This window comes from Bacteroides sp. GM023 (genome assembly GCF_014750685.1).
Taxonomy (GTDB): Bacteria; Bacteroidota; Bacteroidia; order Bacteroidales; family Bacteroidaceae; genus Bacteroides.
Genome location: NZ_JAAXGE010000003.1, coordinates 324,936 through 349,462 on the forward strand (window position 1 = coordinate 324,936; position 24,527 = coordinate 349,462).

The window sequence follows — 24,527 nt, forward strand, 5'->3', positions numbered from 1 at the left end:
ATAGTTACTGTGTATTTTTGCTTTTTAATGAGAAATCGAAGCATATATGCTTGAATTCAAACATTTTCTGCTTACCTTTGTTGACATGAAGAAATACAAGCTTTGCAATATATATGAAAGAGACATTTAGAAGATATCCTATCGGAATACAGAATTTTGAGGATTTGCGTAATAATAATTGTGTGTATATTGATAAAACTGCATTAATTTATCAATTGACTCATACAAATAAGATTTATTTCCTTAGCCGTCCGCGTCGTTTCGGAAAGAGTCTTCTAGTTTCTACTCTTGAAGCCTATTTTTCCGGGAAGAATGAACTATTCGAAGGATTGGCTATGGAACAGTTGGAAAAAGAATGGATCGTTTATCCGGTATTACATATTGATTTCAGTAGAACGAAATATACCACTATCGAAGATTTGCAGGAACAATTGAATCTTTATTTGAGCGAGTGGGAGAGAACTTATGGGAAAAATGAAGAAGAAACGAGTTATGCAGCTCGTTTGACAGGCTTGCTTCGGCGGATCTACCAACAGACAGGAAAACAGGTTGTTGTATTGATTGACGAATATGATGCGCCTTTATTGGATAGTAATAGCGAATCAGCTTTACAAGGACAATTGCGAACTGAAATGCGTAAGTTCTTTAGTCCCCTCAAAGCACAAGGACAATACCTTCGTTTCTTATTTCTGACAGGTATCAGCAAATTTAGCCAAATGAGCATATTCAGTGAGCTAAACAACTTGCAGAATATCAGTATGAGCGATGATTACAGTGCTATTTGTGGCATTACAGAGCAAGAGTTGCGGAGTCAGATGCAGTCGGATATTGAGAGGATTGCTCAAGCCAACAATGAGACATATGAAGAAGCCTGCCAGCATTTGAAACGGCAATATGACGGTTATCATTTTAGTAAGAACTGTGAAGATATTTACAACCCGTTCAGCCTTTTCAATGCTTTTTCTCAAAGGGACTATAAAAGTTTTTGGTTCTCTACCGGTACGCCCACTTTCTTGATTGAGATGTTACAGCGAATGGACTTCAATCTCAATCTACTGGAAAAGATGGAAGTGAAAGATGAAGATTTTGATAAAGCGACAGAGGTTATCACAGATCCGATTCCTGTACTTTATCAGAGTGGATATTTAACTATCAAAGGGTATGAACCTCTTTTCCGTACATACACATTAGGTTATCCGAACGAAGAAGTTAAAATAGGCTTTATTGAGACGCTGATTCCTTCCTATCTCAATCAGCCAACCCGTGAAAGTAATTTCTATGTCGTCTCTTTTGTTAGAGACCTGATGAAAGGTGATATTGAGCAGTGCCTTCTTCGTACCCGCTCTTTCTTTTCATCTATACCTTATGATTTGGAGAATAATCAGGAAAAACATTATCAAACCATATTCTATTTGTTATTCCGTCTGATGGGGCAATATGTAGATGTAGAAATAAAAAATGCTATTGGCAGGGCAGATGCAGTAATTAAGATGTCTGATGCAATTTATGTGTTTGAATTTAAGGTGGATGGCACTCCTGAAGAGGCATTGGCACAAATTAATAGTAAACAATATGCCATTCCTTATGAGGTAGACCATCGTAAAGTTGTTAAAGTTGGAGTGAATTTTGATAGCACAACGCGGACTTTGGGACAGTGGGAGATAGAAGATTCTTTCACGTCAGATTTACATTAAAATAAGAACATACATAAAAGCAAAGATTTTTTCTGCTAGCATGAAGAATTAATCCATTGTCGAGATGCTCACTATAAGGCAACTAATTCATTGCGAGTTAGTTGCCTTATATTTTTAATTGTTTTAGGAATATCCTTGGGATAGCGTCACTCTTTTAAGAGCCATTTTCCCAAATTCCGTTTCTCGGCATCAAAGGAAACGCCTACTTTTATGAGCTTCCTGCCATCAATACTATAAGGCAGCATATAACCTTTGTCATCTATCTGCTGTAAGGCTTCCTCGGCTGTACCCTCTAGCTTGAATTCGAATACGTAGATATAATCTGCGGTCTTTACTACTGCGTCTGCACGACCGATAGCGGTACGTACTTCCGCTTGTGTAAATTGTCCCATTAGTTTGAAGACCAAATAGAATACAACTTGATAATGACGTTCCGTTTTCGAATTCAATTCGTAAGGAAAGTCAGCAAAGAAACAGTTCAAACGGGTAAGGAATGCATTGACGTCACCATTACGTAGTTCGCGAATGAATTTTCCAATATAGAAAGTTGTATCAGTAGACGAAACCGGAGTATAAAAAGGAGCGGCAAAGTTGAGAAAACCATATTTTACTTCTTCATTAGGAAATCCCAATGTATATACACGAAACTCCGTATCATAAGACTTTATCGTCAAATACCCGCTTTGATAAATCATCGGTACAGGATTGCTGATATTTGCCCTGTCGTCACTTAAAGAAGCGGAAGAAACTTCGATGCCATCAAGTTCACGAAGATCGAAATCGGTTCTCTTGAGTATCTCTACCAGAAAAGTAGGAGTACCGCTGGCAAACCAGTAGTCACCGAAACGCAGCTTGTCGAGGGCGCTAAGTACGCTGAACGGGTTATACATCGGAGCAAATCCTTTGCTCGGAGTAAATCGGTATCCGTCATATTGCCGGGTAAGTTGCTCCACTACATTATCATAAGTCGTTTCCGTTTGCACGGCCAGTGCCTGAAGCTCAGGAGCAAAAGTCGCTTCTATTTCAGGGCAGGTCATACCACAGAGAGCATTATATTCAAGATCAAAGCTGATATCATTGAGTTGATTCAGGGTGCTGAATATTCCCATTTGTGCAAATTTTGTCACTCCGGTGATAAAGACGAACTGCAAGTAAGCATCGGCACTCTTAAGAACGGTATAAAAGGCAGTCAGCGTTTTACGATAGTCGTCCTGTAATTCCGGATTATCGAATGATTGTAGCATAGGCTTATCATATTCATCCACGAGCACAACTACCCTGCGTCCGGTTTGTTCGTATGCCTGTTGAATGATTGTGGCGAATCTGCCGGAAAAAGTCATTGTTCCTTTATCGACACCATATTGTGTTTCCCATCTTGCCAGTTGAAACTCCAGCATTTTTTCCAATCGTTCTTTACTGTCATATTTTTCGGCATTCAAGTCGAGATGAAGCACTGGATATTCAAACCAATTCTGTTCCAATTGCTCAATAGCGAGCCCTTTGAAGAGCTCTTTCTTTCCTTTGAAATAAGCCTCAAAAGTAGACAGCAGCAAACTTTTTCCGAAACGCCGCGGACGACTCAGAAAACAAGGTGCACCTGCTTGTGCCAGGCGAAAAACCAATGCAGTCTTATCCACATAAAGAAAACCTTCGGAGCGAAGTTTTTCAAAGCTTTGTATTCCTATCGGGAGCTTGCGGAGCATATTAACGGATGCATTCATAACAACTTTCGTTTTGATATAACAATGATATGGGCAAAGATAACAAATTCGGACCGTATTTGTGCATCATACGTGTAAAAACGTAATCCTTCGGCTATAATATGTCCATTCTCACGCATGATAAAATTACATTCAGTTCTCATTGTCAATGAACGAAAATGGATAAAAATGTTCATTAGTAATGAATACTATTCCTAATATACTTACGATGATGTTGTATTCTTGAACCAATTGTGTCTTTTTGCTTTTTAAATGAGAAATTGAAGCATATATACTTGAAATCAAACATTTTCTGCTTACCTTTGTTAGCATGAAAAAAGAAAACGAGGAAGGAGACGAACTTATGGCAAGTAATTATATTCGTTTCGATTGGGCTATGAAACGCTTATTGCGTAATAAAGCCAATTTTGCAGTTCTCGAGGGCTTTCTTACCACTCTTCTGAATGAAAAGATAGTCATTCAGAAGTTGTTGGAAAGTGAAAGCAATCAAGAGGACGAGTTTGACAAGTATAATCGGGTAGATATGCTTGCGGAAAACTCAAAAGGTGAACTTATTTTGATTGAAGTTCAAAATAATAATGAGTATGCGTATTTCCAACGTATGTTATTCGGTACCTCGAAGTTAGTGACTGAATATATAAATCGTGGGGAAGGGTATGATAAGGTAAGGAAAGTATATAGCGTCAATATTGTATATTTCTCTTTAGGGAGCGGAAAGGATATTGTATATCATGGCAAAACAGAATTCCGCGGAATCCATCAGGGAGATGTTTTGGAATTGACTCCTTTCCAAAAACAGACATTCAAAGTAGATAGTGTCAGTCAGCTTTATCCCGAATATTATATTCTGAAGGTCAATGATTTTAATCAAGTGGCTCGGAGTCCGTTGGAAGAATGGATTTATTATCTAAATACAGGTGATATACCCGATAGTGCAACAGCGCCGGGGTTGGATGAGGCTCGTCAACGCCTGAAACTGGATAAGATGACTAAAGAAGAATTAAATGCTTATTATCGTCATTTGGATAATATAGTGATTCTACGTGATAATATATATACCGAACGTGCCGAAGGTCGCATGGAAGGTCGCATGGAAGGTCATGCAGAGGGGCTTATGGAAGGACGTATGGAAGAAAAAAGAGAAATGGCACATAATATGAAATCTTTGAATATTCCACTTGATACTATTTCGCAAATAACAGGACTATCCATTGAAGAAATAAAAAGTTTGTAATAAGATTGCCACAAAATATTGTGAATTTAAAAAAGATAAAGACAACGCTTCCATTTTACTGGGAGCGTTTTTTTGTTGGATGCATATCTATATAAACGTTAGTATACAAACATAGTAACTTTTGTACAATATTGTTTTCTAGTTCTATTTGAATTGCATACATTTGCTTTATCTAAAAACAAAATAATATGAAAAACATACTATTAGCAGTCGGAATTTCTATGATGGGAATATATGCTGCAGCACAAACCAAGGTTATTGAATATCCGGTAACAGGAACACGTACTACTGACGTATTGGAGTTGTATCAAGTTGAGATCTCAGATACTGCTCTTATTCTAAAGGGCGATATGTATAGCCGTCCCAATTCATGGGTTAGCATAGCAGCTTCCTCTGTACTGAAAGGGAAACATACTGGGAAAGAATACCGTCTGAAACGTGCGACAGGTATAAAACTGGATAATAAGGAATATATGTCCTCATCCTGGAACCGTTCATTCACGTTGCAATTTGAACCGGTAGATAAACGTGATAAATCGGTGGATTTTGATGAAATGCTGACCGGAGGTAATGGCTTTCAGATAAATGATATTTTCTTAGAGAAGTCAGAGCAAAAGAAGAAAATACATTGCCATATTGAAGGAAAGGTGATTGATAATCCCGCATATAGTCGTTTGATGTTGATGCCGGAAGGGACCGATCCACGTGTGAAAGATTGGATTTCTATTCCGGTACGTGACGGAAAATTCTCCTATGATTTATATGTTGACAGAGAAGAACCCTACGAATTATATGCCTGGAGTGACCAAATGAATGGTGGTTGGTATCCGGTTTCTTTCCTTTCTGAGAATGGTAATATGAGACTAACTTTATACTCAATGGAGAAAGAACCGGAAATTCATTCGGATGCACCATTGACAAGCGAATTACTTCGCTTTCAGAAAGAGACTGATGACAAATTCATGATTCCTCTTCGGATGGAAAGAGAGCGTTTGGAGCAGGAAGGAAAAATAGAAACTCCGGAGATGAAAGCTTTGTATGAACTGTTTAAAAAGGCAAAAGATGAACAGGAAATGAACGAAATTCGTAGAAAGGCACAACAACTGGAAAAAGAAGGGAAGGCATATACGGAAGAATATAGAGCATTTGAGCAAAAAAGCCGGGAGGTGTATGGCAAATATGCGGAATATCAAAATAAGTATATTCAGTCAAATCCTACCTTAGTGGGACTTTATCTGCTGACGCGTCAGGTAAGAAGGATGCGTGGTTCCGATGAAAGTGTTGCTACTTATATAAATCTATATCGTACAGTATATGCTGATAAATTTGCAGACAACCCTATGGCAGAGTATATGAAATCATGGGTTTCAAGTAACGAAATAAAGGTTGGTGGAAAGTTTATTGACTTTACAGCACCTGATTTGCAGGGTGTACAGCATACATTATCCAAAGAGATACAAGGGAAAGTTGCACTGATCGATTTGTGGGCTTCCTGGTGTGGTCCTTGTCGCCGTACTTCTATCAGTATGATTCCTGTCTATGAAGCATATAAGGATAAAGGATTTGTGATAGTGGGCGTAGCTCGTGAACGGAAAGCAGACGATATGCGAAATGCTGTTGCCAAAGATAAATATCCGTGGCTCAATCTTCTGGAATTAAATGATGCGGGTAAGATATGGGAACAGTATGGTGTTGGCAATGGTGGCGGATGTACATATTTGGTTGATAAGGACGGAAAAATATTGGCTATTCATCCCACCGCAGAGGAAGTAAAAGTTTGGCTAGAGAAACTGCTTGCGGATTAAAATAAGGCCATACATAAAAATAGGACACTTTATGCGTTTTCCTGCTTGAAAATAGAACAGGAGAATAACGTATAGATAAATATCCGATAAATTGGATGTTACGAAAATCCGTTGTGATTCAATTTATATGCTATTTTAGTACTTATTGCTTGCTATTATGGGGAAATAGTAAATATTCGTCTGAATATAGGAAGTCTATATGGTATTCTGTTATATCTAAATTTGACAGAATAAAGTCTGAAATAGCTGGAAATATACTAGTTATATCGAGCGATACCGATGAACACCTCGTTGGTCGGTGAGAAAAGAGTCGTTCCTCACCGACCAACGAGGTGTTCCTTTAAAAGGAACAGGGCTTATTGTAAGGAGGATACTTCGTTTTTTATCCCTTAATTATGCACTTATCAGATTAGAAATGCATATTCTTGCATTAATTTATGCATTTATTTTTCTCTTTCCTTCAATTTTGATTCAATATAAACGAGTGAAATCTTAAAAATAGAACAGGACTTCTTACTATGAGTGACAAAGCTAGTGCTTCCTTTGTTACTGGAATTGCATGAATCTTGTTTTTCATTGTATGGATATTCTTTAGCTTATTCGTTGATTAGTACTAATAATACTATCTTTGTAGTCGAAAAAGATATAAAATAAAACATGATGAAGGCCTATAATATTATCCTGTTAGCTATTGCTATTTGTATCGGTGGAGTTGCATTTTTCTTTGCCTGCAAGTACACATACGAATCTAAGTTATCTACACTTAAACAGAAAGCGAAAGATACTTTTATTGAGGCGGTTGACCAGGAAGTGAAAAACCGAAAAGTGGAAGGCCCTTTGGTATCTTATTTTGATCCTAAAGCTGTAGCTGCTGAAATACCGGATTCAGTTTATATTAGAGATTCTTTGGGGGTACATTGGTATCCTTTAGATCGGAAAAAGCATTATATGAATATAACAGACAATACACATTTACGTACTTTGCATAGTTACACTTTTGGAATACGACCTATTGTAGCAGATTCATTAAATATTATATGGAGAAAATATTTGTTGAAGACTCATCTTCCTGTCGAATCTGCTTTGTCTATTTCGGTAACGGATGAAAAGGAAAAAGTAAAATCTTGTGATAAAACCCAATGTGAATGGTGTAATTTCTCAAATATAGTATTTACGTTTTATATTGGTTATGCTTGTGAAATAGAAGTGAAAGGGTATATCCATTATTCCATATGGAGTATAATGCACGTTGAGCTTTTACTATATTTATTACTGTGTGTGTTTCTTGTTTATGGAATATACAAAACTGGAATCTTGGCTCGGAAAAAACTCGTTTTAATGCAACAAAAGAATACTATAGAAGTCTTGAAAGTAGTAAAAGAAGTAGATGCTACTCCTGTACGTGCCTATATGTTAAAAGAGGATATAATATTTTATGCGGAGGAAAAGACTATAGAATTCAGAGGGATAAAAACAAAGCTTGCCCCTCAAGCTAGTGAACTGTTGGAGTTGTTTTTGAACAATAAAGAAAAGCATTATGTTCTAAAAGATGATGAAATAATGAGTAGTTTATGGTCTTATAGGATGGAACGCGTAGATAATGTACATAAAGCAGTGGGGCGTTTACGTAATATACTTAATAAATTGAATCCTGATATTGACATAGAGAGGAGAATTGAAGCTTATCAATTGCTTCTTTAGCTGTTTTGTAAATATTTTGAAATGTTATAAGTACCGATGAAATCGGTGTTTTTTGAAAAAATGCAGTTGGTCCGAAATGGTCCGCTGCTTTTTTTGTCTATATCTTGCCAATCTCCTACATTTGCTCACATAATTAATCCTATTAAGAAAGTACAATGAAAAAGTTATCTATTCTTTTATTTCTATTATGTATAGTGGCTATTGGAGCTATTAAGAAACAAAGTTCCCACCAAGATAAAGTGAATTCTTTACTTTTATATAATATTGAAGCATTGGCTGCAGGTGAATCCATGCGACCAGTTATGTGTTTGGGTAAGGGATCCATAGATTGTCCTGCATCGCATGATAAAGTTGATTATGTTGCCGGGGGATACAGCCTTGAAGAATGGCGTTAGCTTCCTATTGCTTTTTCTTTTATTTTTTGTCTCATGTTGTAATAGCCATAAAGAATATGGAGAAAATGTATTTCCTTATTCTGGATTTCCACAAGAGAAAGAATTAAGAGGAGAAGTAATAGAGCTTGATACAGCCTTGTTCCGTTATCCTTTTCGGATACGGATAGAGGGAGATAAAGCCGTAGTGATGGATTTGCATGGTTCTGATTGTTACGGACATCTATTCCAATATCCCAGCTTTCAGTATTTATCTTCTTTTGGTAGACGTGGAGATTCTCCTACGGAAATGCTGTCAATGGAAAACTTTCGTTTTCATAATTATAAAGTATGGACGTTGGATGCTAACAAGAGCGAATTAACTAGGTTAGATTATTCTTCATCCGGTGATTCACTGCTTCGTGAGGAAGCGGTAACATTGGATGAAGATATACTTCGACCGCTTGATTTTGCTATATATAATGATACTACTGTCATTGTTCCGGATTATTCCGGTGAAAACCGTTTCTGTTGGATAAATCATAATGGAAAGCTCATTAATAAATCAGGAAGTATTCCATCTGCTAATGAAGAAGCGTTACAAAATGCTCGTCCGGCATTGGCGCAGGCGTGGCGTAGCTTCTTGGATTATAATCCACACAATGGTATTTTGGCTACGGTAACCCAATTGGGAGAGGTCATTGAAGTCTATAACTTGAAAGATAGTACTTATGTAGTACGTATAGGTGAACATGGTGAACCTGAATTTAAAATCTCCGATGGGTATGGCATACCAACAGGTATTATGGGATTCAGCGATATTCAAGTAACTGATAGTGCTATTTATGCGGTCTTTCATGGAACTACTTTTAAGGATATAGCCAAACAAAACGGGCATTTGCCTGACGGTGGAAAGTATATATATGTCTTTAGCCTAAAAGGAGAACCATTATGTAAATATGTACTCGACCATTATATATATGGTATTTGGGTAGATGAAGCTACTAAAACAATAATGGCGACCGATGTAAATAACGATCAGCCAATACTAAAGTTTAGCTTTGGTTGAATTAGATAATTAACTTGATTAAAGGAGCAGAATGATGAGTTTGTTCATCTTGCCGGATTTGCTTACATATCATCTGCTCCTAAACCTTTAAAAAAGATTCCGATGCAAACATAAGAATAAAAAGTTAATGTGGCAAACTATTGCTATTCTGTTGAAATGATAAATACAGAATAAAAAGGAGAAAGTATGAACTAAAAAGACACAGAATGAAAAAGAAAGTAATGGGCATTATTGCCATTATTGCTATCGCTGCTGTTGCAGGATACAATGTATATACTTCGCAATACAATGTGAAGTTATCGGTTTTGGCTTTGGCTAATGTAGAAGCATTGGCACAAAGTGGTGAATACCCTGATATGGAAATTACATGTAATCAGAGTAAACATCATGGTGGTAGATGCTGGCATATGTATGGTGATTGTTATACAGGTTCTATTCTTTGGGATGATTGTAGATTTACTGGAGATATGCGAGATGCGTGTATTACTCCATGTGACTGATTAATTTAAGATTTATGGGGTTGTGGGTATTACAACCTCATAATTTAAAAACAAGTATAATGAAAAAAATAAATATAATAATATTATTGACTATTATTTGCTCATGTTCTCCAAATAATAAAAAAATATCAGATGGAATTGAAAGGATACCTGTAGAAGTTGATAAAGTATCCCGAGATGCTTTGTCTTTTTTAGAGAAAATAGAAATAATTCCTTTAGAAACGAATGACTCATCTTTACTCTATAGATGTAATAAAGTTATTTATGATAAAAGTACAGACCTATTTGCGATTTACACAAGTGATCAAATTATTTATACATTTTCGGGGAACGGGAAATACATTGATAATTCAAAGAGAAGGAATGGGCAAGGACCAAAAGATTATATTATGGTATTGGATATAAATTTTAATCCATATTTAAAAGGGATTGACCTATTAAATCCTTATGGGACAATATATACTTATAGCCCAACATTTGAACTATTGGCTAAGAGAAAATTTAAACCTGAATTTCCTGTGGACTATTTTTTGGCTTTAGATACTAACGATTATATTTTTACTAATCCTTTTATTTGGACAGATCAAGAGGTTTCATTTGTTAATTTAGAAACCCAACAAGTAATTAATGCAAATTATGAGGGTACTATCTCGGGAAATACGATGGCTCATAGCTGTTTTTATAATATAGGGGAACATTTTTACTTTGTGCCTTTAGGTCTCAACTATTATTTCTATCGAATAGATACGAAAGAAAAAAAACTTGAGGCTATTATGTATCTTGATTTTGGTAAATCAGAAGTTAAGGCTGATGGTTTGCCTGGGCGAGCTGGGGGAAAGCGGACAGATTCTGATGATGAAAGAAGAAAAATAACAGAGGAAGCAACAGAAAGATATCAGTTTTTGAAGAAGTCTGGGGAAATTTTGCCTTTACTTAAATTTTTTAACGATGATTATGTGTATCTCTATCTAGCTAAGGCGGTGAGAGGATATGGAAGTCATTTTATCTATAATAGGAAGACAAAAAAAGGTTTCTTATTGAAAGATGGAAAGCCTTTCGTAATGTATCCTTGTTTTGGAATAACTGATAATATATTATTTGCCATTTGCCAACCGGATATGGTATCTCAGTATATAGATCGTAGTTTGATGTCCCCGCAAGAGATATATAAAATGGAAAAGTTGAAAGAAGATGATAATCCTGTAATTTTAAAATATTATTTAAAATGATGATACGTTTCTTGAAGTTTCTAATTTTAGTAACATTGTTGGTTTCTTGTAAAGAATCAGAGCAAGATAAAGTCGCTCGTTTAGTAAATGAATGGAGTGGGAAGGTTATCCATTTTCCTGATAGTATATGTTTAACGGCTTATGGGAGTGATACTGTTTTGACAAAGTATACAAGAGAGCAATCTTTCTACACTATATTGAATTATGTTGATACAATAGGTTGCGTAAGCTGTAGATTACAATTGTCACGGTGGAAAGAGATGATGGAAGACTTAGATTCTATTTATCCTAATAGAGTGACCTGCTTAATGGTTTTTAATCCGCAAAGAAAGAGGAAATTGATTAAGCATTTAAGAAATAATGAATTCAACTATTTCGTTTACATTGATGAAACGGATACATTGAATAAGATGAATAAATTTTTGAATGAAGAAAATTTTGCTACATTCTTATTAGATAAAAATGATAAGATAATAGCAATTGGAAATCCTGTTCTCAAGCCTGGGGTAAAGAAATTGTATTATGAAATAATCTTAGGGGGAAAAATGTTAACATCTGTAGATAAGCAAGCTTTGACTGTTGTTTCTTTATCAAAAGAAAAAATAGAACTTGGAGATTTTTCTTGGGATAAAAGAAAAGAAGTTGAAGTTGTTATTTCAAATGTAGGGAAATCGCCATTAGTGATAAATGATGTAATTACTTCTTGTGGTTGTACTACAGTAGATTATACTAAAAAACCAGTCTTACCAGGTGATAATATTATTTTGAAAATAAGGTATAAGGCAGAGCAGCCCGAACATTTTAATAAAACGATTACAGTCTATTGCAATGCAGAAAGTGCTCCATTAAAATTGAAAATTAGTGGAAATGCAAAATGAATAAGAATATGATAAAGCACTTACTATATATTCAACTCATAATTATTGTTGTGTTAGGATGGTATCTTGTAGATAAAGTAGCGTTTAGAGAAGAATCAATGACTTCTCTAGAAGCTATATTACAAGTTGCGAAAGATAATAGGATGGAGTTGGAAAAAGTGCTTTACTGTTATCAAAAGAATTCCACTGATAGTTTAAAGTATAGAGCTGCTTGCTTTTTGATAGAAAATATGCCTTTTTATACTTATTCCGATGGAGAACAATTAGATAATTATAAGTCTTATTATATATGGTTGAAAAAAAGTAGAGGGAAAACACCACAACAAGTTGCTGATTCAGTTAAGAATGTGTATGGAGCTATAAATGAACTTGAGAAGAGATGTGATATTATGGAGATAGATTCCGCTTATTTATGCCATAATATTGATTGGGCATTTAAAGTTTGGCAGGAACAACCGTGGGGGAAAAATATCTCATTTGAAACGTTTTGTGAGTACTTATTGCCTTACCGGATAGGTGATGAACCATTGACTTATTGGCGTGAAATATACTATGAAAAATATAATTCGTTATTGGATTCATTGCGTATGTCTGATTCACTGGATATCGAAGATCCGGTGGTTGCCGCTAATTATCTAATAAGTAAATTGCCTGATAAGAGTTATTACTATACCTCTGTAACTCCATATCCATTTGGACATATAGGACCAGAATATGTACAATATTTATCAGGTACTTGTCGGGAAGTAACGGATTTTGCTATGTACTTATTTAGAGCTTTGGGTATTCCTTGTGCCATTGACTTTGTTCCTGTACGAAGTTACATAAATGCCGGACATTTTTGGTTGACAACATGGAATAAAGACGGTGAGGAGTATATGACTGACTTTCCGCAAAAGTTACGACCTGTACGCAAGAACTGGTGGTATCGATGGGATGATAGTTCTAAAGTATATAGATATACTTTTAGTGTGAACGGAGAGTTGTACGAGCAAATAGCGAAATATGGTGAAGACATATATCCATTTTGGAGTTTACCCAAATTTATGGACGTAACTCATGAATATGGCTATAACTTTAAGAAAGAGTTGGTTATCCCTTTAGAAAAACAGTATAAAACGAAACGGAGCGGAAAGATAGCTTATTTGTGTGTCAGTGACAGGGACCGCTGGACTCCTGTCGACTGGACTGAATATAATGCTGGTTGTTTGTCGTTTCAGTATGTACGGAATGGTTCGTTTATGAGAGTGGCTTCTTATGAGAATGGGGCATTATGCTTTTTAACCGATCCTTTTTATGTTGATAAACAGAATGGTGAGATCTGCTATTACCCTGCAGGAAAAGAGAAGGAAGATGTGATATTATATGCCAAGTGTGATATTGGTAGAGAAAATATGTATAGAGACCGGATGATAGGAGGTGTTTTTGAAGGGAGTAACCATCCTAATTTTTCTCAAAAAGACACCTTATTTATTATACAGGGCAGACCTGGCCGTTTGAATACAACTGTAAAAAGTTACTCTGATAAAGCATATCGTTATCTCAGATATTTTGGTCCGCCTAAAAGCGCATGTAATATTTCGGAAGTCGCTTTTTACGAAAAGGATGATACCGTTGCTTTATCAGGGAAAATTATAGGAACTCCCGGATGCTACCAACATGATGGAACGCATGAATATACCAATGTTTTTGACGGGAAAACATGGACTTCTTTTGATTATTTTGAAGCTACCGGAGGATGGGCGGGACTTGACCTAGGCAGAAAAATCTGTGTAGACCGCATTGTTTATACTCCGCGTAACAGGGACAATTATGTTCGTCCTGATGATGTGTATGAATTATTCTATTGTGACAGAGATTGGAAGTCTGCCGGGAAAATCAAGGCGACTGCTGATTCACTGGTATTTCGGGATATTCCCGTAAATACAGTTCTACTTTTAAGAAATCACACGCGTGGACTGGATGAGAGAATTTTTATTTATGAAAATGGAACTCAATTATGGAAATAAGAACTCATATCAGGTTTGTTGTGGTATGGAGAGTGATTATAATCTCAGGTATTATTTCTCTGATATATGCTTGTTCACATTTGGATAAGAAGCCTTTACTTCTTTCCGATATTGCTTCTTCCGGGCATACACCGTTGGCTATCTCCCCCGGATTTAGTATTAAAGTAATGGGGGATACATTAAATGAAAGTTACCCATATCTGAGACCTGGAAAGATATTTCCGATAACCGGTATTTTACGTGTAGATGGCAAACCTTATCGTTTCATGGGAGATGATTCCTTGCGTATATCTCCTTTGGCCCCTCTTTCGGAGGATACTATCGGATGGACGGGGAAATATTCGTTTTTGTATCCGGGAAAAGGATGGGAATTAAAAGAATATAATGATTCTTTGTGGAATGAAGGTTCTGGGGCTTTTGGTCCGACGAAAGGATATTATTATCCGGCTCACACTTTATGGGGATCAGAAAATATTTATGTCCGCAGGTATATCAAGGTGGATAATAAAGATGTTTTGAAGAATCATAAAGTCTATGCCCGTTATGTATGCGACGACCGGATAAAACTTTATTTCAATGGGGAATATGTATTAGAGAATGGATTTACGTATCAAACGAAATGTCAGTGCTTGACTGATGACATAATTAATCAAATAGTTGAAGGAGATAATGTTTTGGCTGCATATTGCCGCAATACGGGAGGTGCCGGCTTATTGGATTTTGGTTTGTATATAGAAAATAAAACTTATGCTGATGCTGAACCTGCAACATTGAAGAAAATAGATGTACAGGCTACGCAAACCCAATATCTTTTTCAATGTGGAGATGTAGAGCTTCAAATCGGCTTTGTTTCACCTTCCTTGTCGGAAAAGTGGGATATGACAGGATGGCCTGTCGGTTTTCTTTCCTATCAGGTTCGTACGGAAAACGAAAAGGAGCATACGGTGGAAGTCGTGTTTGATGTAGATGCGGAATGGATGTTTGGCAATAGGAAAGTTAATAGTTGGGTTGAACAGGATTGGCGTTTTACGAAGTCCGATAGTTTGTATTTAGCTATGGTAGCGGGTGAAACGACGTTTTCATGTGAAGATAATCATATTATCCTATCTCAAAAATTGTGTGTGAGAAATGAAAATAAAGGTGTATTACTTATTGGATATGAAGAAGGTCAGACTTTCCAGTATAGTGGTGAGAGTTTGCGCCCACTTTGGAATAAGGATGGAACAAGAGAAGTAAAAGAATTAATGATGTCTGTAGGAAACAGATACCAAGAACTTAAAGCAGAATGTGATAAATTGGATTATTGGTGGAATATCAAAGCATTTCAAGCAGGAAATAAAGCCTTTGCTGAACCAATGCTTTCTGACTATCGTGATTTTATGTCTTCTCACAGGTTTGTGTCATCCTCGGATAATAAGCTTTTTTGTTTTGCTGATACACTGGGGAATGTAAGAGAAGCTTATAAAAGTTTTCCAACGTTGTTATTTTTTAATCGTATAGACTGGATGAAAGGTTTGTTGAATCCTATTTTTGCATATTGTGAAGATATTCATTGGGTAAAGAAGTATCCACCTTACGATATAGGTTTGTATCCCATTGCCAGCAAACAGGTAAAACAGGAAGACTGTGCCGTAGAAGCTGCTGCCAATATGTTGATGATGACAACTGCTATTGTTGAAGCAGAACAGGACTTTGGTTACGCTGATATGCATTGGAGGCAATTGTGTTTATGGGCGGATTATTTGCAGGAAAGAATGAAGAAAATGACTTTTACATCTGTAGGGTTATTGGATCACGATGACGAACGTGTGAAATGTGTGTTGGGACTGATGGCTTATCGTAAATTGGTTCAATTAAAGGAAAACTTATGAGCAAAGTGAAGAGAATGTGGGCTATATTGGAGAATTTGGCATTCTTCGTATTCGGTATGGTGGTAATTCTATTCTTGATGCAATTGTTCTGTTTTACTTCATTCAGGATACCTTCGGATTCTATGGAGCCAGCGTTGAAGGATGGCGACCGGATATTAGTCAATAAGATGATAAAGGGGGCTCGTCTGTTCAATGTATTTGCTGCTTTGAATAATGAGGACGTTGTTATTCATCGGACACCTGGATTGGGGAATTTCAAGAGAAATGATATATTGGTTTTTAATTTCCCTTATCAAATGAATCGTTGGGATAGTGTAAGGATCGATGTAATGCAATATTACGTAAAGCGATGTATCGCTCTGCCGGGCGATACGTTAGAGATTCGGGGAGGATTTTATAAAATACGTGGATGTGATGAACAACTGGGAAATAACAACGCTCAACACTATCTTGTGAGCTTGGAGCATCCGGAGCAGCATGGCATTGTGGTCGGTACATTTCCGTATGACAAACAAATAGGATGGAACATCCGTGAGTTCGGACCTTTGCCGATTCCCAAGAAAGAACAGACGGTAATGATGAACCGTACAAACTGTCTTTTGTACAGGCAGTTGATAGGTTGGGAGCAGAAAAAAAAACTACGTATAAAAGACGGACAAATAGTATTGGGTGACAGTGTGATTATTCAGTATCGCTTTAAAAAGAACTATTATTTTGTTTCCGGTGATAATATGGCAAACTCGCAAGATTCAAGATACTGGGGGATGTTGCCTGAAGAATATATTGTAGGTAAGGCTACCCGTATTTGGTATTCGGAAGATAAATTTACAGAGAAGCCTCGTTGGGATAGAATAATGAAGAAAATCAAGTGAAAAATGAAACATTGAAATTGATGCGAACAGCAAAAAAATACATAGCAGATGCAGTGGCGCTATTAGGAGTGGCAGCAATCCTGAGTGTGGTGGTTTTTGCCACTTCGAATGACATTCCTGTCGGTGAAATGGCCTATCAAAAACTATGGTTAGGACGCATGGTCTTTGTTTTTGTCGTTTGCTTTGTGTGTGCTCTTTGTCTGAACGAAAAACAATATCTGTCTTTTCCATCCATCGTAACATGGGTATTGATTGCACTGGGAGGTATTGAAGCTATTGGGGGATTGAGGCAGATATACGGTCTTGCTGTTTCCAATCACTCCTTGTATGCACTTACGGGCTCTTTCTATAATCCGGGCCCTTATTCGGGGTATTTGGCGATGATATTCCCGCTCTGTCTGCATGAGTGGCTAAACCTGAGAGAAGAAACGGAACGCACATGGGTAGAACAAGGGAAATATTATATGGCATTGGGAGTGATGCTGTTGATTCTTTGTGTACTGCCTGCCGGAATGAGCCGCTCGGCTTGGATTGCTGCCGCTATATCAGGTGTATGGATGTATGGGATGCACGCTTCATGGGGAAGCAAATTAAAGGAGATTAGAAAGATATATAAAAGAAAGGTAGGACTGGTTTGTATCGCAGGCGGTGTTATAATCATAATGATTGGTTATGCACTTTTCCAACTGAAAGCAACTTCCGCCAATGGACGCTTGTTCATGTGGAAAGTCAGTGCTCTTACTATCGTTGAAAGTCCTGTTATAGGACATGGAATAGGGAATTTTGTTTCAGCTTATGGCAGAGCGCAGGAAGATTATTTCGCCAACGGTGAATATTCGGAGACAGAAGAATTGGTGGCAGGAAGTCCGGAATATGCTTTTAATGAATACTTACAAGTAGCGGTGGAATACGGGATTCCTTTTTTATTAGTTGTCTCTTTGGTTATTGGATTTTGTCTTTGGAAGGGGAGTAGTGAAGGAAGGATAGGTCTTTGTGGGAGTGTAATTTCAGTTTTGGTATTTGCTTTTTCTTCTTATCCGATGCAGATTCCCGGATTTGCAGTGACATTCTACTTCTTGTTGGCGGCTTGTGCTATTGGGCGTTCGAGGATAATACTATTACTCTTTATGTCAATGATGGTACTATTGGGAGCATATTATTGGAAAAACAACCAATATGATGCGTGTAAGGACTGGCATCGTGCTAAGATGCTCTATAATATAGGAGCTTACCAGTCTGCTAAAGAAGACTACGAGAAGTTATATCCCGAATTAGTGAATCGTGGAGCATTTCTTTTTGAATACGGATATTCTCTGCATAAATTAAAAGAATATGATAACTCGACAAGGATATTGAAGGAAGCGATGACACATAGTAATGATCCTATGATTCTGAATATTATCGGTAAGAATTATCAGGCAACAGGAGATTATGAGAAAGCGGAAGAATACCTGATTCGGTCTACGCACCGACTTCCGGGGCGTATCTATCCATATTATCTGTTGACGAAACTTTATGCGGAGCCAAAATATCGGCAATCTGAAAAATTAAAATATGCTGCTGAAATAGTGCTGACGAAAGAACCGAAAGTACAGTCTACGGCAGTTAAAGAAATGAGAGAAGAAGTAAAGAAATTATTGAAATAAAAGAACCAATAAACATGAAGAAACACAGTTGTATATGGTTACTGTTATGTTTGACATTAGGAATAAACACCTCTTGCTCTGACAAGAAAAACAATACGGAAAAGGAAGAGCAAGGAGTTTCCACCGTTCTTCCTGATGTAAAAAATGAGGTAACCATTCAAGTTCTGAAACGGCAGAATTTTAATCACGAGTTGGTAAGCAATGGCAAGGTGAATGCCCGTAATAAAGCTGATTTGCGTTTTGAGACAAGTGAAGTCATAGCCCATATTTATGTGAAGAATGGCGACCGTGTGCATAAAGGGCAAAAACTGGCGGAGTTGGACAAATTCCGTTTGGAGCAGAAACTGTCCCAGTCGGAGGATGCCTTGTTGAAAGCCGAACTGGAACTGAAAGATATATTGATAGGACAGGGGTATTCCGTTGATGATTTCAGTAATGTTCCGGCGGATATAATGAAGATTGCCAAAGTGAAAAGCGGTTATGACCAGACGAAATCACAATATGAGTTGGCAAATAGAGAAATGGAACATGCCACACTGGTCGCTCCTTTTGACGGGGTGGTGGCCAACCTTTTTTCGAAGACTTTTAACCTGGCTAATACGTCTGAAGTATTTTGTACTATTCTTGATACTAAAGGTATGGAGGCCGAATTTACCGTATTGGAGAATGAACTTGCTTTTATAAAGAAAGGTGATAAAGTAATGGTTCTTCCCTATGCCGGAGGAAGCTCGTTTGAAGGCAGCGTATCTGAAATCAATCCGTTGGTGGATACGAACGGGATGGTAAAGGTGAAGGCTGACGTAAATGGAGAAGGCAAGCTGTTCAGCGGAATGAACGTAAGGGTGAGCGTCAGAAGAAACCTGGGTGAACAGTTGGTGATTCCCAAGACGGCTGTGGTACTGCGCTCCGGCAAGCAAGTCGTGTTCACATTGAAAGATGGCAAGTCCATGTGGAACTATGTGAATACGGGACTGGAGAATGCAACGGAATACATCGTTTCTGATAAATCTCAAAAAGGTGTTGTAGATGGCTTGCTGGAAGGAGATACGGTAATTGTGACCGGAAATCTGAATTTGGCGCATGAAGCGGAGGTAAATGTAAAATAATCCGTGCCTAAAATCAAGTAATATGATAAAATTTTTGATTCAGCGTCCCATTGCCGTATTGATGGCCTTCACCGCCTGTTTTATTATCGGGCTGGTGACGTATTCCACCTTACCCATATCCTTGCTTCCGAATATCGCCATTCCGGAAATCACCGTCCAGGTATCCGCCGCCAATACTTCCGCCCGCGAACTGGAAAATACGATTGTGAAACCTTTGCGCGGACAACTGATTCAGGTTTCGACATTGAAAGACATTCATAGTGAATCAAGGGACGGGGCAGGCATTATCCGCTTGTCTTTTGACTATGGCACGAATACGGACCTCGCCTTTATCGAGGTGAACGAGAAGATAGACGCCGCAATGAACTTTCTTCCGAAGGAAACGGAACGTCCGAAAGTGATAAAGGCAAGCGCTACGGATATTCCCGTATTTTACCTGAATCTGACATTGAAGAATGACAGTGCCTATCATAGTACACAGCAGCAGTCTTTCCTGGATTTGTGCGAGTTTGCCGAATCGGTCATCAAGCGCCGGATAGAACAACTGCCGGAAGTCGCCATGGTGGACGTGACCGGAATACTTGAACGCCAGGTACAGATTGTACCCGATGAGGACAAGCTGGCAATGATGGGACTAACCATCGAGGATATTGAATCGGCCCTGTCATCCAACAATGTGGAACCGGGCAGCATGACGGTGCGTGACGGATACTATGAATATAATATTAAATTTTCCACACTGCTGCGCACGGCGGAAGATGTGGAAAATATCTATTTGCGCAAAGGTGACCGCATCGTACAATTAAAGGATTTCTGCAAAGTCAGCATCGTACCCGTGAAGGAAAAAGGCGTATCCGTGTCGAACGGCAAACGTGCGGTGACACTGGCCGTCATCAAGCAGGCGGACGAGAACATGGATAAGATGAAAAACTCCCTGGTAGGCACAATGAATTATTTCCAGCGGGTATACCCGGACATTGATTTCAGCATCAGCCGGAATCAGACCGAACTGCTGGATTACACGATTTCCAATCTGCAACAGAATCTTTCCCTGGGCTTCCTGTTTATCTGCTTGGTGGCGGTTTTGTTCCTGGGTGATGTGAAATCACCGCTGGTTATCGGACTTAGCATGGTGGTCTCCATCGTCATCAGTTTCGTATTCTTCTACCTTTGCCATATGTCACTGAACATCATTTCCCTTGCAGGGTTGATTCTAGCCTTGGGAATGATGATTGACAGTTCGATTATCGTGACCGAGAATATTTCGCAATACCGGGAAAGGGGATATTCCCTGCGGCGTGCCTGTATCACGGGAACGAGTGAAGTGGTGACCCCCATGTTGAGTTCTTCGCTGACTACTATTGCCGTATTCGCCCCCCTGATTTTTATGAGCGGCATTGCCGGAGCCATCTTTTATGACCAGGCTTTCTCTGTCACGGTAGGGCTGATGGTGTCTTACTTTACAGGAATCATGCTTCTTCCCGTCCTTTATCTGCTGGTCTATCGTACAGGCGTCCGTACCCGGAAATGGAAGTGGCTCTCCTTCAAATTCAACAATCCGATAAAAGACCATACGCTTGACCGTTTCTATGATACCGGAGTCGACTGGGTATTCTCTCATAAAACGTTCAGCGTGCTATTCTGTGTCGTTTCCATCCCGCTCTGCGTATTCTTCTTTTTCTTTATAGACAAGCAGCGGATGCCCGATATAGAAGAAAACGAATTGATTGTCCGCATAGAATGGAATGAGAATATCCACGTGGATGAAAACAGGAAGCGTGTGGACGAACTTTTTAAGGAACTGGACGGCCAGTCACTGGAACAGACGGCTTCTATTGGCAGACAGGACTTTATCCTGAACCGGGAAAGGGAGCTTTCATCTTCCGAAGCGGAACTTTATTTCCGTACGGAGACTTCCGGCGGCATTGCCCCCTTGGAACAGGAGATATACCGGAGACTGAAAGAACGCTATCCGCTCTCTGTCGTTTCTTTCGCCCCGCCGGAAACGGTGTTTGAGAAACTCTTCGTAACGGGTGACCCGGATGTCGTTGCCGAGTTATATGCCCGTAACAGGGCGCAGGCACCGGACGCGGAAACGATTCGCAAAGTGGAACAGGAATTGGCGAAGGAAACCGGAATCAACCCTACGGGCATCGCTTTTGAGAACCAGTTGAACCTGAGTATCAGCAAGGAAAAGCTCTTGCTATACCGTGTTTCCTATAATGAGCTTTACCGCGTCCTGAAAACTGCTTTCCGTGAAAACAGCGTGACCATGCTGCATTCCTACCAGCAATATCTTCCGATTAATATTTCGGGGAATGAGAAAACGGTGAACAGGGTTTTGCAGGAGACATTGGTACAGACACAACCGGACAGCAAAGGGGATGTGGAATATATCCCGCTTCGGGAACTGGTGAAGGTGACTCCTGCCGAGGACTTGAAAAGCATTACTTCCGGGCGCAACGGGGAATTTGTACCCTTCGACTTCTACGGGGTACGGGATGCGGACAAGCTGATAAAGGATGTGAAGCGGGTAGCCGAGGAAACAGGAGACTGGGACACGGGCTTTTCCGGCAGCTTCTTCTCAAACCGGGAAATGTTGGATGAACTGGTAGTGATACTTATGATTTCACTGTTGCTGATGTATTTTATCCTTGCGGCACAGTTCGAGAGTTTTTTACAGCCTTTGCTTGTCTTGGCGGAGATTCCGATAGACGTGGCATTTGCGCTGTTATTGCTTTGGCTTTGCGGGCATACACTGAATCTGATGTCTGCCATCGGGCTGATTGTCACTTGCGGTATTGTCATCAATGACTCCATCTTGAAACTGGATGCCATCAATGAACTGCGTAAGGCGGGTGTTCCCTTGGTGGAAGCCATCCATGAAGCCGGACGCAGACGTCTGCGCCCTATCATCATGACTTCGCTGACTACGATTTTTGCCATGGTTCCGCTATTGTTCTCTTCGGATATGGGTTCGGAACTGCAAAAACCGTTATCCATTGCCATGATAGGAACGATGTCGATAGGTACGGCAGTGAGCCTGTTTGTCATCCCGCTGCTTTATTGGTTTATTTATAGGAATAAGAAAACTCAAACGCAGATTAACGCGGATTGACGCAGATTATTTTTCACGTATAAAATTGTCAGTTATGAATTATCAGTTATTAGTCAAGTGTTATTTTACTTTGGCGTTGGGTTGCGGAATTTGTTTTTCCGCAAATGCCCAGGAACGTTTGGTACTGGACCTGAATCAGACGATTGCTTTGGCCAATGACAGTTCGCTGGAGTCATTCCGCACACAGAATATGTATCTGTCCGGTTACTGGGAATACCGGACATACCGTGCGAACCGCTTGCCCAGCCTGACACTGGACCTTACTCCGGCACAATACAACCGGGATATAACGAAGCGTTATGATTCGGGCTCCAACCTGGATGTATACCGTACGCAGCAATCTTATTACGCCTATGGCGGATTGAGTGTGAAACAGAATCTCGACCTGACCGGAGGTACTTTCTATCTGGAATCGAATCTTGCCTATATGCGCAACTTCGGTGATAACAGCGCGACACAACTTACCAGTGTTCCCGTACGAATCGGATATTCGCAGAGCTTGGTGGGGTACAACCCTTTCAAGTGGGAACGAAAGATAGAACCGTTGAAATATGAACGTGTGAAGAAGGAGTTTCTCTATAATGTGGAGAAAGTGTCGGAGACAGCCACGAATTATTTCTTTTCCCTGGCTATGGCACAGGCGGAATATAAACTGGCAAAAGATAACCTGGCTTCCACGGATACTCTTTACCGTATCGGGCAGCAACGGCACCGGATAGCCGCCATCTCACAGGCCGACCTGTTGACATTGAGACTGGACCGCGTGAATGCGCAAAATACATTGCAGAACAAGGCAAGCGACCTGAAACGGGCGATGTTCTCTCTAGCGTCTTTCCTTAACCTGGATAAGAATACGCAAATAGAACTGGAACTTCCTTCCCGTCCGAACAGGATAGAGATTCCAGTGGATGAGGCTTTGAGCTGGGGAAGGAGCAACAACCCCCAATTGTTGGAATTGAAACAGAATGTATTGGAAGCGGAACGGAATGTGGACAGGACAAAGAAAGAATCCCGCTTCAATGCAAGTGTGAACGCGAGTATCGGCTTTAATCAGGTGGCAGATAATTTCGGCGATGTATATCATAAACCGATGCAACAGGATTTAGTGGCGGTCAGCGTTTCTATTCCCATAGTGGACTGGGGGGTTCGTAAAGGAAAGTATAATATGGCACGTAACAACCTGAATGTAGTGAAAATCTCTGCCCGGCAGGATGAGATAAGCATTGAGGAAGAAGTGATTATGACAGTGAGTGATTTCAATATCCAGCAGCAGTTAATTGCGAGTGCGGAAGAAGCGCTGGATTTGGCCGTACTTGCGTATAATGAGACAAAGCAGCGCTTTATCATTGGCAAGGCGGACATTAACAGCCTGACTCTTTCACTTAACCGTCAGCAGCAGGCACAACGGAATTATATTTCCGCCTTGCAGAACTACTGGCTGAATTACTACAAGATACGCCGTCTCACTTTGTTTGATTTCGCTGCGAATCTTTCACTTTCTGACAGGTTCGATTTCAATGGAGGAAAGTTGGTTAAATGATAATTTATTTGCAGACAGAATAATAAATTTCTTTTTAGACAGAAGAACATAAGAACAAAAGAGGAAACAGTAATAGTTTAATGACCGGCAGAAATAATTTTCCAGGCGCAGCTTTTATGTTCTTTTGTTCTTATGTCTAAATTAAATTCCTATTTATATAAAT

17 protein-coding genes are annotated in these 24,527 nt (G+C 39.1%); 16 read left to right on the forward strand and 1 reads right to left on the reverse strand.

Features of this window, described 5'->3' with window-relative positions; all coding sequences use genetic code 11:
* Window positions 1-113: 113 nt before the first annotated feature.
* Window positions 114-1,694 (forward strand): ATP-binding protein, encoded by a 1,581-nt coding sequence (locus HC965_RS07925; protein WP_191030992.1) that lies wholly within the window; start codon window positions 114-116, stop codon window positions 1,692-1,694.
* Window positions 1,695-1,840: 146 nt separating this feature from the next.
* On the opposite strand, the gene HC965_RS07930 is transcribed toward HC965_RS07925, so the two are convergent.
* A complete protein-coding gene (locus HC965_RS07930; protein ID WP_191030993.1) occupies window positions 1,841-3,415 on the reverse strand; it encodes an ATP-binding protein in 1,575 nt (524 codons plus the stop codon).
* A gap of 310 nt (window positions 3,416-3,725) precedes the next feature.
* On the opposite strand from HC965_RS07930, the gene HC965_RS07935 reads away from it, so the two are divergent.
* The 15 genes from HC965_RS07935 to HC965_RS08005 all read left to right on the forward strand — a co-directional run bounded on the left by HC965_RS07935 (window position 3,726) and on the right by HC965_RS08005 (window position 24,364).
* The gene (locus HC965_RS07935) at window positions 3,726-4,649 is read left to right on the forward strand and encodes an Rpn family recombination-promoting nuclease/putative transposase (protein ID WP_191030994.1); all 924 of its coding nucleotides are present in this window, start codon (window positions 3,726-3,728) and stop codon (window positions 4,647-4,649) included.
* Between the two features lie 188 nt (window positions 4,650-4,837).
* Entirely contained in the window at window positions 4,838-6,454 is a 1,617-nt protein-coding gene (locus tag HC965_RS07940; protein ID WP_191030995.1) for a TlpA disulfide reductase family protein, read from the forward strand.
* 657 nt (window positions 6,455-7,111) lie between these two features.
* Window positions 7,112-8,155: a helix-turn-helix domain-containing protein gene (locus tag HC965_RS07945; RefSeq protein ID WP_191030996.1), complete on the forward strand. Its 1,044-nt coding sequence runs from the start codon at window positions 7,112-7,114 to the stop codon at window positions 8,153-8,155.
* Window positions 8,156-8,310: 155 nt separating this feature from the next.
* A complete protein-coding gene (locus tag HC965_RS07950) occupies window positions 8,311-8,550 on the forward strand; it encodes an NVEALA domain-containing protein (protein ID WP_191030997.1) in 240 nt (79 codons plus the stop codon).
* Window positions 8,513-9,595, forward strand: coding sequence for a BF3164 family lipoprotein (locus HC965_RS07955; protein WP_191031401.1), 1,083 nt, complete (start codon window positions 8,513-8,515; stop codon window positions 9,593-9,595). The genes HC965_RS07950 and HC965_RS07955 overlap by 38 nt, the downstream gene beginning before the upstream one ends.
* Before the next feature lie 206 nt (window positions 9,596-9,801).
* Window positions 9,802-10,095, forward strand: a complete 294-nt coding sequence (locus HC965_RS07960) for an NVEALA domain-containing protein (RefSeq protein WP_191030998.1) — start codon at window positions 9,802-9,804, stop codon at window positions 10,093-10,095.
* A gap of 59 nt (window positions 10,096-10,154) precedes the next feature.
* On the forward strand, window positions 10,155-11,324 hold the full coding sequence (locus HC965_RS07965; RefSeq protein WP_191030999.1) for a 6-bladed beta-propeller: 1,170 nt from the start codon (window positions 10,155-10,157) through the stop codon (window positions 11,322-11,324).
* Window positions 11,321-12,202: a DUF1573 domain-containing protein gene (locus HC965_RS07970; RefSeq protein ID WP_223854771.1), complete on the forward strand. Its 882-nt coding sequence runs from the start codon at window positions 11,321-11,323 to the stop codon at window positions 12,200-12,202. The genes HC965_RS07965 and HC965_RS07970 overlap by 4 nt, the downstream gene beginning before the upstream one ends.
* An 8-nt stretch (window positions 12,203-12,210) precedes the next feature.
* Window positions 12,211-14,211: a transglutaminase domain-containing protein gene (locus tag HC965_RS07975; protein ID WP_191031000.1), complete on the forward strand. Its 2,001-nt coding sequence runs from the start codon at window positions 12,211-12,213 to the stop codon at window positions 14,209-14,211.
* Complete coding sequence (locus HC965_RS07980) at window positions 14,202-16,082, forward strand: glutaminase domain-containing protein (protein WP_191031001.1); 1,881 nt, start codon at window positions 14,202-14,204, stop codon at window positions 16,080-16,082. The genes HC965_RS07975 and HC965_RS07980 overlap by 10 nt, the downstream gene beginning before the upstream one ends.
* The gene (lepB, locus tag HC965_RS07985; RefSeq protein ID WP_191031002.1) at window positions 16,079-16,954 is read left to right on the forward strand and encodes a signal peptidase I; all 876 of its coding nucleotides are present in this window, start codon (window positions 16,079-16,081) and stop codon (window positions 16,952-16,954) included. Before HC965_RS07980 ends, lepB begins: the two co-directional genes overlap by 4 nt.
* Before the next feature lie 20 nt (window positions 16,955-16,974).
* Window positions 16,975-18,600, forward strand: a complete 1,626-nt coding sequence (locus HC965_RS07990; RefSeq protein WP_191031003.1) for an O-antigen ligase family protein — start codon at window positions 16,975-16,977, stop codon at window positions 18,598-18,600.
* A 14-nt stretch (window positions 18,601-18,614) separates the two neighbouring features.
* On the forward strand, window positions 18,615-19,706 hold the full coding sequence (locus tag HC965_RS07995; protein WP_191031004.1) for an efflux RND transporter periplasmic adaptor subunit: 1,092 nt from the start codon (window positions 18,615-18,617) through the stop codon (window positions 19,704-19,706).
* Between the two features lie 22 nt (window positions 19,707-19,728).
* Window positions 19,729-22,824, forward strand: coding sequence for an efflux RND transporter permease subunit (locus tag HC965_RS08000; protein ID WP_191031005.1), 3,096 nt, complete (start codon window positions 19,729-19,731; stop codon window positions 22,822-22,824).
* Window positions 22,825-22,858: 34 nt separating this feature from the next.
* Window positions 22,859-24,364, forward strand: a complete 1,506-nt coding sequence (locus HC965_RS08005; RefSeq protein WP_223854773.1) for a TolC family protein — start codon at window positions 22,859-22,861, stop codon at window positions 24,362-24,364.
* Window positions 24,365-24,527 lie beyond the last annotated feature (163 nt).

Excerpts from the sequence above, each read along its gene's own strand:
- HC965_RS07925 (WP_191030992.1), top strand. The coding sequence starts at position 114 with ATGAAAGAGACATTTAGAAGATATCCTATCGGAATACAGAATTTTGAG.
- HC965_RS07930 (WP_191030993.1), bottom strand. The coding sequence starts at position 3,415 with ATGAATGCATCCGTTAATATGCTCCGCAAGCTCCCGATAGGAATACAA.
- HC965_RS07935 (WP_191030994.1), top strand. The coding sequence starts at position 3,726 with ATGAAAAAAGAAAACGAGGAAGGAGACGAACTTATGGCAAGTAATTAT.
- HC965_RS07940 (WP_191030995.1), top strand. The coding sequence starts at position 4,838 with ATGAAAAACATACTATTAGCAGTCGGAATTTCTATGATGGGAATATAT.
- HC965_RS07945 (WP_191030996.1), top strand. The coding sequence starts at position 7,112 with ATGATGAAGGCCTATAATATTATCCTGTTAGCTATTGCTATTTGTATC.
- HC965_RS07950 (WP_191030997.1), top strand. The coding sequence starts at position 8,311 with ATGAAAAAGTTATCTATTCTTTTATTTCTATTATGTATAGTGGCTATT.
- HC965_RS07955 (WP_191031401.1), top strand. The coding sequence starts at position 8,513 with ATGTTGCCGGGGGATACAGCCTTGAAGAATGGCGTTAGCTTCCTATTG.
- HC965_RS07960 (WP_191030998.1), top strand. The coding sequence starts at position 9,802 with ATGAAAAAGAAAGTAATGGGCATTATTGCCATTATTGCTATCGCTGCT.
- HC965_RS07965 (WP_191030999.1), top strand. The coding sequence starts at position 10,155 with ATGAAAAAAATAAATATAATAATATTATTGACTATTATTTGCTCATGT.
- HC965_RS07970 (WP_223854771.1), top strand. The coding sequence starts at position 11,321 with ATGATGATACGTTTCTTGAAGTTTCTAATTTTAGTAACATTGTTGGTT.
- HC965_RS07975 (WP_191031000.1), top strand. The coding sequence starts at position 12,211 with ATGATAAAGCACTTACTATATATTCAACTCATAATTATTGTTGTGTTA.
- HC965_RS07980 (WP_191031001.1), top strand. The coding sequence starts at position 14,202 with ATGGAAATAAGAACTCATATCAGGTTTGTTGTGGTATGGAGAGTGATT.
- lepB (WP_191031002.1), top strand. The coding sequence starts at position 16,079 with ATGAGCAAAGTGAAGAGAATGTGGGCTATATTGGAGAATTTGGCATTC.
- HC965_RS07990 (WP_191031003.1), top strand. The coding sequence starts at position 16,975 with ATGCGAACAGCAAAAAAATACATAGCAGATGCAGTGGCGCTATTAGGA.
- HC965_RS07995 (WP_191031004.1), top strand. The coding sequence starts at position 18,615 with ATGAAGAAACACAGTTGTATATGGTTACTGTTATGTTTGACATTAGGA.
- HC965_RS08000 (WP_191031005.1), top strand. The coding sequence starts at position 19,729 with ATGATAAAATTTTTGATTCAGCGTCCCATTGCCGTATTGATGGCCTTC.
- HC965_RS08005 (WP_223854773.1), top strand. The coding sequence starts at position 22,859 with ATGAATTATCAGTTATTAGTCAAGTGTTATTTTACTTTGGCGTTGGGT.